Source organism: Mesorhizobium sp. Root102, from assembly GCF_001425625.1.
Taxonomy (GTDB): Bacteria; Pseudomonadota; Alphaproteobacteria; order Rhizobiales; family Rhizobiaceae; genus Mesorhizobium.
The window spans coordinates 243,742-255,790 of sequence record NZ_LMCP01000045.1 but is presented as its reverse complement, the minus strand read 5'-3'; the positions used below and the strand labels follow the sequence as shown (position 1 = coordinate 255,790).

Sequence of the window (12,049 nt, the reverse complement as noted above, 5' to 3'; positions counted from 1 at the left end):
CGACCGGTCCGGAGTGTAGCGCAGCCCGGTAGCGCACTTGACTGGGGGTCAAGGGGTCGTCGGTTCGAATCCGGCCACTCCGACCAATAGTTCCTTGAAATCCCTAGCTTTTATTGAAGGCGCCCTGCGGCGCCTTTTCTCATTTTCGAAACGAGAGGCGTTCAAATCGCCCGTTTCGGAACCCAGAGTCCCGAAAAAGTCCCGAACTGGGCCGGCGAATGTTCTGCATTCGTGCCTTTCGGCGATTCTCGAATTTGCCTGCCAATCCCTCAAAGGAACCCGAAATGCGTATCCTTTCTATTGTGCCCGCCACCGACCTTGGCGACGGACGCTTTCCATGCGTCGCGAAATTCGATGCAGAACTGACGCCGGACATCCGGGTCTACGGATTGCGGCTCCTCCTGGCGCCAGACGACGGCGCGGCCAAAGCCTGCGTCGCTCCGTTGCACACTTTTCTGAACACCACCGCAGAACACCTCGTTGCCGACATGACGGGAGTTCAGGCAAACCTCGCGCGCTCAGACTGCGCGCTTTCCCGGTTCGAGTCCGGCACCTCACAAACGGGAAACAGCCCGCAGCGATCGCGGCGATGGCGAAAGGGTAAACGCGCAGGGAGAACTCCGCGAGGGTTCGAATTCTTCCGGCCGCACCAAATGACCAACCGCTCCAGAACAAATTAAAGTCCGCACCCACGCCAGGGCGTTACAGCAAATCGTGTGGCTGCTTTGCGCCTCATCTCGGTCAACGCCACGGGGAGTTTGCGCCATGAGCATATCTCCATAATGATTCCAGCATCGGCTTTTTCATGCCCTGCCCACCAATCAAGTGTTTTGTGAACAGCATCGCAATTTGCTAATATTGCCGTCACTGCGCTCGGCGAGGAAATCGCAGCATGTCGGAGAAGAGTCCGGTCGCGTTGCCGGCGGCGTCGGTGTCAACAGGTTTTCTGGGCGGCAACGGCAACAATGCGTCCGAAGCCCGGCATGAGCGCCGGATCCTGACCGCGCTCTGCTACGACCTGGTCGGATCGACCGACCTTCTGGCCATCCTGGACATCGAAGAGTTCGAGGAACTGATATCAGCCTTCCAGCGGGCGGCGAGACAGGCGGTCGCGTCGTGCTCGGGTGCCGTCCAGGTCGAGGTCGGCGATGGCGGCATTGCTTTGTTTCCTGCCGAAATAGACGCCAAGGACGCGGCATCGCTGGCGATCCGGGCCGGGCTCGAAATCATCGACGCCTGCAGGCGCGTCGGTTCGGACCAAGGCCGCGCCGATTTGCATGTCCGGGTCGGAATCGCGACATCGATGACCCTGATCCACAAGGGTGACGCCGACACCGGTCGTGACAATGTCACCGGCCCTGCCTTCGCGATGGCCACGCGGCTCCAGGCCATCGCGCAGCCGGATACGGTGGTGGTCTCGGACGCGACGCGCAACCTGGCGCGACGGTCGCATGTGTTCAGCTTTAGGGGCACCCATACGATCAAGGGGTTTGCCGAGCCGGAGTTGGTCTGGCACGCGCTGAGTCACAAGCGCGAGGTCGACCGCTTCTTCGCCTTCGGGCGGCTGAGCAGTCCGCTCGTCGATCGCGAGGCCGAGCTCGCCACGATCGCCGAAGCATGGGACAGTGCCGTTGCAGGAAGCGGCGGCGTGGTGGTGATCGAGGGCGAGGCCGGGATCGGCAAGTCGCGCATTCTTCACGAAGTGCGCCGGCGCACGCGTCACCAGCGCGCGAAACTGCTGCTCTTCCAGTGCACGCCCGGCGGGTTGCGCTCGGCGCTGCATCCGCTGCTACAGAACGTACGCGGCGATCTCGCCGGCAACGAAGGACAGCTCAGCGCTGCCGCCGTGGCGGAAGTATTCCGCGATCATGACGTCCGCGATCCCGAAATCATCGACATCTTCTCGTTCCTGCTCGGCGCTGTGGGAGCCGATCCGATGCTCAAGGAAATCGACGCCGAGGCGATGCGCGCGAAAGCCAATTGGGCGGTTCGCCACTCGCTCGAAGCCCTGTGCGCCAGCGGACCGATCGTCCTAGTGGTCGAGGACATCCATTGGATCGACCTGACGTCGAGACAATTGTTGGCTGAGCTTGCACAGTCGGCCCGTCACTTCCGGGCGCTTGTCATCGCGACCACGCGCCCTGAATCCGGGAGCTGGCTGGCAGCATCGAATCCAAGGCATATCTCGCTAAAGCCGCTCAACCGCGAGCAAACCCGGCTGGCGATCGCGGCCATGTGGCCGCAAGGCAAGCCGTCAACTTCCCCGGAATTGCTCGACGTGGTGGAACGCATGACCGGAGGCGTCCCGCTGTTCATCGAAGAAATCTGCCAGTGGATGACCGAGAACGCGGCCTCGGCAACGGATCGGCTGGCGCAGACCGCGACGCGCAGTCATGCCTCGGTGTTCGAAAGCGTGATCGAGGCCAGGCTCGAAACGCTGGGGCCGGCACGCGAAGTCGCACGCGCCGCGGCCGTCGCGGGCAATCGTTTCAATCAGGAATTGCTGCGCGCTCTGTTGCCGGAGCTCGACGACGAAATCATCGCAAACGCGCTGGATTCGCTGAGCGAGGCCGGGTTCCTGATCCGCCTGCGGCCTTCCGGCGTTCCGGTCTATGGCGTGCGCCATGCGCTTATCCAGGAGACGATCTACAACGCAACGCTGCGCAAGAGACGGCAGGCCTTGCATCGCCGCCTGTTTGCCGCGGTGAGCCGCAACCGAAACCTGGCCGGGTGGCTGGGCACCGCCGAGGTCGCCGAGCACGCCGAGCGCGCAGGCCTTCTGGAGGACGCGATCGCTCAGTTCGTGATCGCAGGCACGGAAAGCTCGTCCCGCTCGGCAATGGCGGAAGCGAGGCAGATACTCGAGCATGCATTGGCGCTCTGCGAGCGCGTTGCGGCAGCCGACACGCGAGACGCGCTGCGGCTATCGGCAATGATCGTGCTCGGTCCCATCCTGACCGCTGTCGAAGGTCCGAACTCGGCGCCCGCCCGCAAATTGTACGAGGACGGCGTGGTGATCGCCCGGCGGCGGCCGGTGGCCGAGCGGGCCAAGTGGTTCCCGATCTACTGGGGCTGGTGGTTCACGGATACCGTCATGGACGGCGAGCGCGCGGAAGTCGTGCTCAGCGATCTCAGGGATGTCGAGGATGCCGAAGTGCAACTCCAGGCCAGGCATTGCGTGTGGGCAATCGACTTCAATCTTGGCCGCCACGACCGCTGCATCGCGGCCGTCGACGCCGGACTGTCGCTCTATGAGCACGGCCAGGGCAAAGCCAATGCTGCGTTGTTCGGCGGGCATGACGCGAGGGTCTGCGGGCTCGCCCACCGCGCCTTGTCGCTGTGGTTCGTCGGAAAGCCGGCAAGCGCGATCCATTCGATGTCGGAAGCTAGGAGCTGGGCGCAGCAAACCGGACATGCCGGCAGCATCGCGCATGCCTACCTCAACGAGGCGATGTTGCATTGCTATCGCCGCGATTTTTCGATGCTGCGAAGCGTGATAGCGGATCTGCGCCACTTGACGGAGCGCCATTATATGCCCGCCCTCGCCGCCGCAGCGCAAATCTTCGAAGGGTGGTGCGACGGCAACGCCGGCCAGGTCGAGAGCGGCAGGGAAAAAATGCGGCAAGGCCTTGGCCTCCATGGCGAGTTCCAGACGCCTGAGGACGAACCGGTCTATTGCGGCATGCTGGCAGAGCTTTTGACACGAACCGCCGAGGTCGATGAGGCGCTCGCGCTGCTTGGCTCGGCTGTGGCGCAGGCCGAGGCCGGCGGCAGCCGCTTCTGGCTCGCAGAGCTCTATCGGCGAAGGGCGGAGCTACTTCTTCTTAAGGGCGATGCGGAGGCGGACATAATCGCTGCCCTCGAAAAGAGCATCGCCATAGCCGCGGAGCAAAACGCTGTGCCTTTCCTCGTCAGTACATACGAGACCCTTCAATCATCAGGCCTGTCACCTGAACTGTCGTCGCGCTATCGCGATCGGGTCGAACGTGCCAAATCCGCTCTCGAGCCGGGCGCCGCGCTGATCGTCAATCCCGAATCGGCCGTTCGGCACTAGCCGGCCCTGCAAGAGTATCCGCGATGCTGGAGCGATATGAACGCCTGGGTCCGCCGCCCGACGAGGCGCTGGCGAGGCTGATGAAGATGCGCGAAGGCCTGGGCATCACGCGGATCGCCGACATTACCGGGCTCGACCAGATCGGCATCCCGGTCGTGCAGGTAACAAGACCTTTCTCGCTTTCCAACGCGGTCGCGCAAGGCAAGGGCGCCACCCTGGCACAAGCCGCGATATCGGCCATGCTGGAATCGGCCGAGAGCTTCTTTGCAGAGCAGGTGGCGAATTTCGACACAGCCGTCGGCTGCGCCGATCAATTGGGCATCCCGCCCGATCGTTTCGAAAGGCATCTCCAGGGGGGCACCGCGCCCGGATGGCGCGGCAGGGAGACGGCGTGGGTAGCCGCCGACAATCTTCTTACCTGCAGCCGCGACCTGGTCCCGCTCGAGCTCGTGCACACCGCCTATGTGTTGCCGTCACTGCCCCATGACGGCATTTTCGCGGCATCGACGAGCGGTTTGGCCGCAGGCTTCGAGGAGCCGGATGCCATCGTTCATGGCATGCTTGAATGCATCGAACGCGACGCGATCGCCACGGCATACCGGACCCACGGGTTTTTCCACCGTCAACGCATCGATCCCGAAACGATCGATGATCCGTCGCTCCGCGATCTCCTGGAAACTTTGGCGGCCAAGAACGTGCTGGTCGGCCTTTGGCAAGCTTTGTCGCCGTTGGGCATACCGGTGGTGTGGTGCCATCTGCTGGAAGACGAACCGACGGAAACGGTTCTTTTGGATCATCCGGCTGATGGTTCGGCTGCCGGTTTCAGTCCCGCCGGCGTGGCGGCGCACGCCATCTACGAAGCGGCCCAGGCCCGTCTGGCGGCGATCTCGGGCGCGCGCGATGACATGACGCGAGCGTTCTATCCGAAATACCCCGATCGGCAGATGATCGCAGCGCATCGCCGGCTCCTCCGCGATGGCCCGCGCAGCGTGGATTTCCGCGCGCTCGCCGAGCAGAAGTTCAACACGGCGTCGGACGGGCTGTCGGTCCTCTTGGCAATTCTCGAAGAGAGAGGGTTCGATGCTGTTCACCTAATCCGGGTGGGAACGAAACCACTCGACGCCCTGTCGGTTGTCAGGATCGTCATCCCTGCCTTGCAGCCGCTCTTGCAGGGGTAGTGACCATGCGCCCGAAACTCGTCTTCACCGGCCCTACCGTGTCCCATGCCGACGCGTTGAAGGTCGTCGATGCGGTATGCCTCCCCCCGGCGGTGCAAGGCTCGATCGTTTCGGCCGTGCAGCATTTCGACCCGAGTGCAATCCTTGTCATAGACGGTGGTTTTCAGGCCGAGCCGGCGGTTCGGCACAAGGAAATCCTGTGGGCCCTCAGCCGCGGCATTCATGTCGTCGGCGCGGCCAGCATGGGTGCCCTTCGAGCAGCCGAGCTGTTCCCCCATATGCAAGGCGTCGGGCTTATCTACCGATGGTATCGCCGCTTCGCCTTTGCACCCGACGACGCAGTAGCGGTATTGCATGGACCGGCCGAGGTGAATTTCGCTCAATTGACGCATGCGCTGATTGACCTGCGCCGGACCCTTCGCGCGGCTTGCCGGCGCGGCGTGATTTCACCCGAACAGCAGGCGAGGCTCGAGGGTGCGGCACAGGCCGTCAACTTTCGCGAGCGCACCCTTGCACGGATGGTCCGGGATGCGCACGACGGCAAGTACGACGTCGAGAAATTGTGCAGGGAGCTCGGCGCGGCTTTCGTCCAGCAAAAAAAGCAAGATGCCCTGCTGGCACTCGAACTTTTGCGGGAGCAAGCATTTGAAAAAGCACATCCCCTGCCGGAATTACAGCTAACCTCGGCCTTCTCCAAAGATATGGACGATGCGGGGCTGGCGCTATAGGCCCTGACCTGTTGGCGGCCGACGATTTACGTAACGTAAGCGCCGTGATAGCATGGGAGCGTTAGAGGGAGCCAAGCAATTGGACGCGGTCGATCGTGTCGTTGCGCAAGATTCGTTGCTGGGAACGCGGTTCCTGGTCTACCCGCAGGTCCCTCACCTTTCGGGTTACGGAACACCCGAAACAGTATGGATTTCTACTCCACCCGACCTGATCCGCTCCGGCCCGGAAGATCACCGCATCTACGTTCGCGATCCGCTCCTCGACAAGGAGCCTTACGACTACCCTTATCTGCCACCGTTTGTCGGCGAAATCTTTCCGCCTGCAGAGGCTGGCTTTGACGGCCATTACGATCAGCTTTCCCTGACCTCGCGGCAGTTCCTTTCTGCGCACGCTTTCGCCTCGGTCGGCCGCGTGCTGGACATCTGGGAAAGCTACATCGGCAAACCGATTGTCTGGTACTTCGCCGAGACGTACGAGCGGCTCGAAATCATCCCCTTCGTCGACTGGGAGAATGCGCAATCGGGCTATGGCTATCTGGAACTCGGCCGAGAGCGCGGCATCGACGGAGGCAACTATCCCTATGCGCTCAACTTCGATGTGATCGCACATGAGGTCGGCCACGCAATCTTGTTTTCGCTGTTCGGGACACCAGCCGGCGGCCTGACTCAAGGCGATTTCGGACCGTTCCACGAAGCCAGCTCGGATCTGGTCTCGCTGTTGTCCTTCCTGAATTTCGACAGCGGCATGGACCGGCTGCTGCGGCACTGCGATGGCAACCTGCTTGTTCTCAATGAATTGAACCGGATAGCCGAACTGACTGGCGATCGGCAGATACGCCTCGCCAGCAACGCACGCCGCATGTCGGAGGTGACGGCGGAAATCCATGACAGGTCACGGCCGTTCACGGGGGCTGTGTTCGACACGATCGTCGACGTCTACCACGCGGCATTGGTGCACGAGGGGTTGGCCGATGAGCGGCTGCTGGGGATCGATATCAAGGATGTCGACCAGTCCGACATGCAGCGCATCTCGGATTTCACGTCCCGCGCCTTTCGCGCTCGGCCCTTCATGTTCAAGAGCATGCTGATCAGAGCAAGGGACGAAGTGGCCCTCGCACTTGCTCAGGCATGGCCGCGCCTCGATGCGGATGACCTGACGTTCGAAAAGGCCGCGGCGTTGGTGGTGGACGCCAGCGATCGCGTCGCGCCGATGCTCGCGGAAAAATTCGATGAGAACTTCAGCTGGCGGGAGATCTTGTGAACTGAAGGATGCAGCAAAAAGGAGCGAGGAAAATGAGCGACGACTATCACCGACCGACACTAACGTTTCCATCAGGCGCTTACAACGCAACACAGGTCAGGCTCTATGGCTTGGGGGCGGAAATTGGACTCAGCGTGCCCGGTGCGCCAGCACCCTTTGGGGACACCGGCATGTATGTCGAAACCGCGCCTGGGGAACCCATCACCGACGAGCAACATGTCAGCGCACTTGACGTTTTGAAGAAATATAACAGCAACAAAGGCCGCCAAGATATAATAAATGGAAACATTCCATTTCCAAAAATACCAATCAGAGTCTCCTATCATTTCAAGATCGACCTGAAGAATTTTGGCACTGCGGTCCTTTCAACGGTAGGCAGTACCTTCATGCTCGGATCATCTCCGGAACAGAAAACATCGTGCGGGATAATTGTCGGTTATGCCTATGAGGGACATACCTATGATTTGCCAAAGCCCAAGATAATGATCATCCCGGCGTTTCCGGAGCCGAAGATTCCGGCGGACGATTCGGAATTTGACGCCAAGGAACCTGAAGGCTACGCGGTTTGGCTCGTCGATAAGCTCGACGAATGCGTGGAGTTGGAGATGAACCAAGGCTTCATCGAACAGCTCGTTCTTGACGCCAACATGCCGGGGAAGCGCTCACCAACAATGTACGCTTCCAAGATGACGATGGGACACCGGGGCGGAAAGCTGAACGACTAGTCTCTCATGTTCCCTGTCAAGGTTGAAGGCAAGAAGGCTCGCCTGCTTGGCAGGTTTGCCATGCAGTCGGATCGGCTGAAGCTCCACAGGGCTGGGGGTGGGTTGGTACCGGCCTTCCGTGTCTTCGTCTCGGGGCTGTCCTCGGTCTAGAGGGCGGGGTTCGGGCGCATCGGCTCGGCCACATAACTGGCGACGGGAGTTCCCCACCGTGGCCCTACCTCCAAGATCGTCGAAGAAATCGACGGCGGTGATTTTTGATGTTTTCACGTTGTACCCAGGCCAAGTTCCCGGGGGAAAGTAGCGGTATCCGAGCGCAACGCAATGCTTGTCGTTGTCACCGCTGGCCGAGATCATTCGGGGTCGCGATATCGTGAGAGCGATCCGGAAGCCCGCGAAAAATCAATCTACACACTGTACACTCCGACTCCGGATAAAGTTCAAATCCGGCCACTCCGACCATTTTAAACAAGGACTTGCCCCCGAAGTCCCCCAGCCAGATCAGCCGATCCTCGAATCGCCCCTTCCCTTGCCGTTCTGGTTTCAGCTCTGGATTGGACCCGGTCTCTAAGCCTGGCACACATCCACCCACTCAGCGCCGGTGATCTCAACCATGCACTGCGGCGCAATCCGCACCGCCGCATTGGTGGCGCCGGCCGCAGGCACCACCTCGTCGAATTCGCGCAGCGATACGTCGCAATAAAGCGGCAGAGGCGCCGGCAGGCCGAACGGGCAGACACCGCCGACCGGATGGCTCGTTGCTTCGACAACCTCGGCGGCGTCGAGCATGCGTGGCTTGCCGCCGAACTGGTCCTTGAACTTGCGGTTGTCCAGCCTGGCGATGCCGCTGGTCACCACCAGCATGGTGCGGTCGCCGACGCGCAGGCAGATCGTCTTGGCGATCTGTGCCGGCAGCACGCCATGCGCCTCAGCCGCCAATGCCACCGTCGCCGAGCTCGCCTCGGTAACGATGACATCGATGTCGGGTGCGTGGGCGGCGAAGAAGGCACGAACGGATTCCAGGCTCATATCGAAAAACCCATTGTTCAAAAACTTGATGGACGGCGGATTACCGTTCAGCAGCCAGGGCCGCCGCGCGTATAAGCACGTGCGACACACAGATCGGCAAGCGCCAGGCTGAAGCAGAACGCTGCGGCAGGTACAAGGAAACCCGCCAAGGGAGGGCCTTGGCGGGTTCTCTGGAATGCCTGGTGCGGATTTATGCCGGGGATCGACCTTGCGCCGCCGGCGTCGGCACGGCCGGGCTGATCAGAGCCTCCTGGGGAAGTCGAAGCGCGGACACAATACGACGCAGCTTCGACGGATCCGTTATCCTGCCGTTCTCGATATCCTCAATCTCGTCGACCGCCAGACCGCATGTCAGGGAAAGCTTTTCCACGCTGTAGCCGCGGGTTTCCCGCATCGCTCTGAGGGTGCTGTAATCTGACCCGCTCCCGTTGGCTGCCGGTTCGGAGAGGGCTGCGCTTCTTGCATTATGGGGCATTGGCAACTCCATGACTGAAAGAGTTTGATCAAATGAGGAGTGTTGCCTGAGACGATCGGGAAGATGCCCGTTCGGCAGTGATTTGCCAAGAGCCAAACGGACCGTCACGGGATCGTGAACCACGGGCACATTCGGTTGGCTCGCCCACACGTCGCGATCAAGTTGTTTTGACCGTCCGATCACCCTGTGCCCCGGCAGTTTCGCCCCGCTCGTTCGTTATCTTCTGGTCGCTGGCGTGAAAACCATCCGGTTCCAGCCAGCCTGTTCCCGGAAGGATCTCTGCAATGAACTTGAAGACACTCCTGGTCGTGCTTGGCACGATTTCCAGCCTTTCCGTCGCCGGTATCGGCGGCGCCCGAGCCGCCGACACGCAGCGCGTGCGCGGCACCGTGGTCAGTTTCGAGCCAACGCTGCTCACCGTGAAAACCCGCCAGGGCGACACTTCGGCAATCAAGCTCAATGCCGACTGGAAGATCTCGGGCGTCGCCAACGCATCCGTAAAGGACATCAAGCAGGGCGATTTCCTCGGCATCGCCTCCGTGTCGAAAGCGGATGGCGGCAGCGGCGCCCTGGAGGTGGTGATTTTCCCGGCCGCTTTGAAAGGCACCGGCGAGGGTGACCGTCCCTGGGACCTGCAGCCAAACAGCCGGATGACCAACGGCACCGTCGCCGACGTCACCGACGTCAGCGGGCGAGCGGTCACGCTGACCTATGACAATGGCCAGACGAAGAAGATTTCGATCCCTGACAATACACCTGTCGTGACCTTCGCGCCGGCCACGCCGACCGACCTCAAGCCGGGTGCTACAGTGTTCGTTACTGCTCAGCGGGACAGCGACGGCAAGCTGAGCAGCAGTCGCGTCGTGGTCGGTAACAACGGTGTCGTTCCGCCGATGTAGTCGAACAGGCGGCGGCCAAGTCGCCACCCTTCGATCTTGCCGCGGATCGTGTGGCAGCCCGGATTCCCCAGAAACAGTCCAGAAACAAAATTCTATAATCGGGAAATACTGACGAAAAAATTCGGGAGCGTAATCCCATTCGCGGCGGCCGGGCTACCGCCCCGATTCATAGACGCCCGCGAAAGAAAAGGAAACGATCCATGAAGAAGTCCCTCCTCTCGGCCCTCGGGCTTGCAGTTGCATTGGCTTTCACAGTGCCGGTGATCGGCGCGACGAGCGCGGATGCAGCCCCGATGGCCAAGCATCATCGTCACCACCACGTCCGCCACCACCACCACGTCCGCCACCACCACCCCGTGCATCACCGCCATCACGTTCCTCACCACCACATGAAGAAGATGGTGAAGAAGGCCTACTAAGCATACCAGACTGCCAACGAGAAGACCGGCCTTGGCTTCGTGTTCCAGGCTGGCTTCTCTTTGGCAAAGCGACGCGAGGCTCGACAGAATTCGGGCTCGCCCAGTTCGTCGAACGACAGCGTGAGGATTGTGGCGCAAATCCCGATACCGCGAAATCTTTTGCGCGAGGGCAATTCGCGATATCGCAATGGATACTCTTGACCGGGGCCAGGTATCCCCAGTCCGGAGGACCGGATCTACTCGTCAGCGCCGGCTGAACAGCAGGCTGGCAACAAGCCCGATCACTACAAGGCCGACCGCGGCGGCTGCCGCCGGATGGTCGCGCGCCGACTTCTCGATCACCCTGCCCTGTTTGCGGATTGCCGGCATGGCATCGCGCACACGCCCTGCGAGATCGGAATAGGTGTCGAGCGCGGCATCGCGGCCGTCTTCGTAATAGGCGCCGCCTCGCTTGGCCACAGCCCTCTTCAAACTGGCCAGTTCCTTGGTGAGAGCCGCGACCTGCCTGTCGAGATCGATGTCCGAGAGGGTCGAAAATGATGCCATGATGTGTTTCCTTCACTTGCAGAAGGAAACGTAACGCCCCACCGGGAGACGGGTTCCGGTTTTCGAAATATCGATGCCGCTTTGGGCTGCTCTATCTCTTTGCTTTTGCGTAATTCCCAAGGGAAAGCGCGGTACGCTTGTCCCGGGAAAGCCGTCTCACACTTTTCCTGGAATTTTAGCGCACCTGGTCCAGCAGGCGCTTGCATTCCAGGAGATCGAACAGCGCCTCCTGCAGCAAGGCCCGATTGTCGCGCGAGAGCTTCGACGCGTCCGGCTGCACCGGACCGTCCTCGTCGCTCTTGCCCAGGCCGAAAAAGCGACGGCTTGGCTTGACCCGCGGTTGGCCAACCAGTTCGTCATCCATGCCGCGCGGCTGGGCTGCAGGGGTCAGCGGCACCTGATCGGCCTGCCTGCGCTGCGAGATCGCCTCGACGGCGGCCATGTCGCCATTGCCGATGGCGACCAGGAAATGATTGCCGTTCTCGCGCAACAGCTTCTGCACGCCCTTGATGGTGTAACCCTGGTCGTAGAGCATGTGGCGGATGCCCTTGATCAGTTCGACATCCTGCGGCCGGTAGTAACGACGGCCGCCGCCGCGCTTCATCGGCTTGATCTGGTTGAAACGCGTTTCCCAGAAGCGCAGCACATGCTGCGGCAGATCGAGATCTTCGGCGACCTCGCTGATGGTTCGAAAGGCGTCCGGGCTCTTGTCCATGGGCGAATCCTCACGCTGGACGA

At 61.3% G+C, this 12,049-nt stretch carries 13 protein-coding genes and 1 tRNA gene; 10 read left to right on the top strand and 4 right to left on the bottom strand.

What is annotated here, in order from left to right; translation table 11 throughout:
* The first annotated feature begins 9 nt into the window (after nucleotides 1-9).
* The 8 genes from ASD12_RS27520 (at nucleotide 10) to ASD12_RS34480 (ending at nucleotide 8,096) form a co-directional block, all read left to right on the top strand.
* A tRNA-Pro gene (locus ASD12_RS27520) sits at nucleotides 10-86 on the top strand.
* A gap of 198 nt (nucleotides 87-284) precedes the next feature.
* Nucleotides 285-680 (top strand): hypothetical protein, encoded by a 396-nt coding sequence (locus ASD12_RS34485; RefSeq protein ID WP_156389003.1) that lies wholly within the window; start codon nucleotides 285-287, stop codon nucleotides 678-680.
* Nucleotides 681-892: 212 nt separating this feature from the next.
* Complete coding sequence (locus ASD12_RS27510; protein ID WP_056594131.1) at nucleotides 893-4,054, top strand: AAA family ATPase; 3,162 nt, start codon at nucleotides 893-895, stop codon at nucleotides 4,052-4,054.
* Nucleotides 4,055-4,077: 23 nt separating this feature from the next.
* Nucleotides 4,078-5,232: a YcaO-like family protein gene (locus tag ASD12_RS27505; protein ID WP_056594128.1), complete on the top strand. Its 1,155-nt coding sequence runs from the start codon at nucleotides 4,078-4,080 to the stop codon at nucleotides 5,230-5,232.
* A gap of 5 nt (nucleotides 5,233-5,237) precedes the next feature.
* A complete protein-coding gene (locus tag ASD12_RS27500; protein ID WP_056594542.1) occupies nucleotides 5,238-5,960 on the top strand; it encodes a TfuA-like protein in 723 nt (240 codons plus the stop codon).
* Between the two features lie 79 nt (nucleotides 5,961-6,039).
* A complete protein-coding gene (locus ASD12_RS27495; protein ID WP_056594124.1) occupies nucleotides 6,040-7,221 on the top strand; it encodes a hypothetical protein in 1,182 nt (393 codons plus the stop codon).
* Between the two features lie 32 nt (nucleotides 7,222-7,253).
* Nucleotides 7,254-7,946, top strand: coding sequence for a hypothetical protein (locus ASD12_RS27490; protein ID WP_156389002.1), 693 nt, complete (start codon nucleotides 7,254-7,256; stop codon nucleotides 7,944-7,946).
* 6 nt (nucleotides 7,947-7,952) lie between these two features.
* Complete coding sequence (locus ASD12_RS34480; RefSeq protein ID WP_156389001.1) at nucleotides 7,953-8,096, top strand: hypothetical protein; 144 nt, start codon at nucleotides 7,953-7,955, stop codon at nucleotides 8,094-8,096.
* A gap of 414 nt (nucleotides 8,097-8,510) precedes the next feature.
* Here ASD12_RS34480 and ASD12_RS27485 read toward each other — a convergent pair whose 3' ends face one another.
* Nucleotides 8,511-8,972: a YbaK/EbsC family protein gene (locus ASD12_RS27485; protein ID WP_056594117.1), complete on the bottom strand. Its 462-nt coding sequence runs from the start codon at nucleotides 8,970-8,972 to the stop codon at nucleotides 8,511-8,513.
* 190 nt (nucleotides 8,973-9,162) lie between these two features.
* Nucleotides 9,163-9,447, bottom strand: coding sequence for a helix-turn-helix transcriptional regulator (locus ASD12_RS27480; protein ID WP_056594539.1), 285 nt, complete (start codon nucleotides 9,445-9,447; stop codon nucleotides 9,163-9,165).
* 284 nt (nucleotides 9,448-9,731) lie between these two features.
* Between ASD12_RS27480 and ASD12_RS27475 the strand changes: the two genes are divergently transcribed.
* Both ASD12_RS27475 and ASD12_RS27470 read left to right on the top strand, forming a co-directional pair.
* Complete coding sequence (locus ASD12_RS27475) at nucleotides 9,732-10,346, top strand: hypothetical protein (protein ID WP_056594115.1); 615 nt, start codon at nucleotides 9,732-9,734, stop codon at nucleotides 10,344-10,346.
* 200 nt (nucleotides 10,347-10,546) lie between these two features.
* Complete coding sequence (locus ASD12_RS27470) at nucleotides 10,547-10,765, top strand: hypothetical protein (protein WP_056594112.1); 219 nt, start codon at nucleotides 10,547-10,549, stop codon at nucleotides 10,763-10,765.
* A gap of 243 nt (nucleotides 10,766-11,008) precedes the next feature.
* Here ASD12_RS27470 and ASD12_RS27465 read toward each other — a convergent pair whose 3' ends face one another.
* Together ASD12_RS27465 and ASD12_RS27460 are read right to left on the bottom strand one after the other, a co-directional pair.
* A complete protein-coding gene (locus tag ASD12_RS27465; RefSeq protein ID WP_056594109.1) occupies nucleotides 11,009-11,311 on the bottom strand; it encodes a hypothetical protein in 303 nt (100 codons plus the stop codon).
* A gap of 175 nt (nucleotides 11,312-11,486) precedes the next feature.
* A complete protein-coding gene (locus tag ASD12_RS27460) occupies nucleotides 11,487-12,026 on the bottom strand; it encodes a MerR family transcriptional regulator (protein ID WP_023810244.1) in 540 nt (179 codons plus the stop codon).
* Between the last annotated feature and the right edge of the window lie 23 nt (nucleotides 12,027-12,049).

Bases quoted from the DNA above. Each gene is read 5' to 3' on its own strand.
- ASD12_RS34485 (WP_156389003.1), top strand. From the start codon at position 285: ATGCGTATCCTTTCTATTGTGCCCGCCACCGACCTTGGCGACGGACGC.
- ASD12_RS27510 (WP_056594131.1), top strand. From the start codon at position 893: ATGTCGGAGAAGAGTCCGGTCGCGTTGCCGGCGGCGTCGGTGTCAACA.
- ASD12_RS27505 (WP_056594128.1), top strand. From the start codon at position 4,078: ATGCTGGAGCGATATGAACGCCTGGGTCCGCCGCCCGACGAGGCGCTG.
- ASD12_RS27500 (WP_056594542.1), top strand. From the start codon at position 5,238: ATGCGCCCGAAACTCGTCTTCACCGGCCCTACCGTGTCCCATGCCGAC.
- ASD12_RS27490 (WP_156389002.1), top strand. From the start codon at position 7,254: ATGAGCGACGACTATCACCGACCGACACTAACGTTTCCATCAGGCGCT.
- ASD12_RS34480 (WP_156389001.1), top strand. From the start codon at position 7,953: ATGTTCCCTGTCAAGGTTGAAGGCAAGAAGGCTCGCCTGCTTGGCAGG.
- ASD12_RS27485 (WP_056594117.1), bottom strand. From the start codon at position 8,972: ATGAGCCTGGAATCCGTTCGTGCCTTCTTCGCCGCCCACGCACCCGAC.
- ASD12_RS27480 (WP_056594539.1), bottom strand. From the start codon at position 9,447: ATGCCCCATAATGCAAGAAGCGCAGCCCTCTCCGAACCGGCAGCCAAC.
- ASD12_RS27475 (WP_056594115.1), top strand. From the start codon at position 9,732: ATGAACTTGAAGACACTCCTGGTCGTGCTTGGCACGATTTCCAGCCTT.
- ASD12_RS27470 (WP_056594112.1), top strand. From the start codon at position 10,547: ATGAAGAAGTCCCTCCTCTCGGCCCTCGGGCTTGCAGTTGCATTGGCT.
- ASD12_RS27465 (WP_056594109.1), bottom strand. From the start codon at position 11,311: ATGGCATCATTTTCGACCCTCTCGGACATCGATCTCGACAGGCAGGTC.
- ASD12_RS27460 (WP_023810244.1), bottom strand. From the start codon at position 12,026: ATGGACAAGAGCCCGGACGCCTTTCGAACCATCAGCGAGGTCGCCGAA.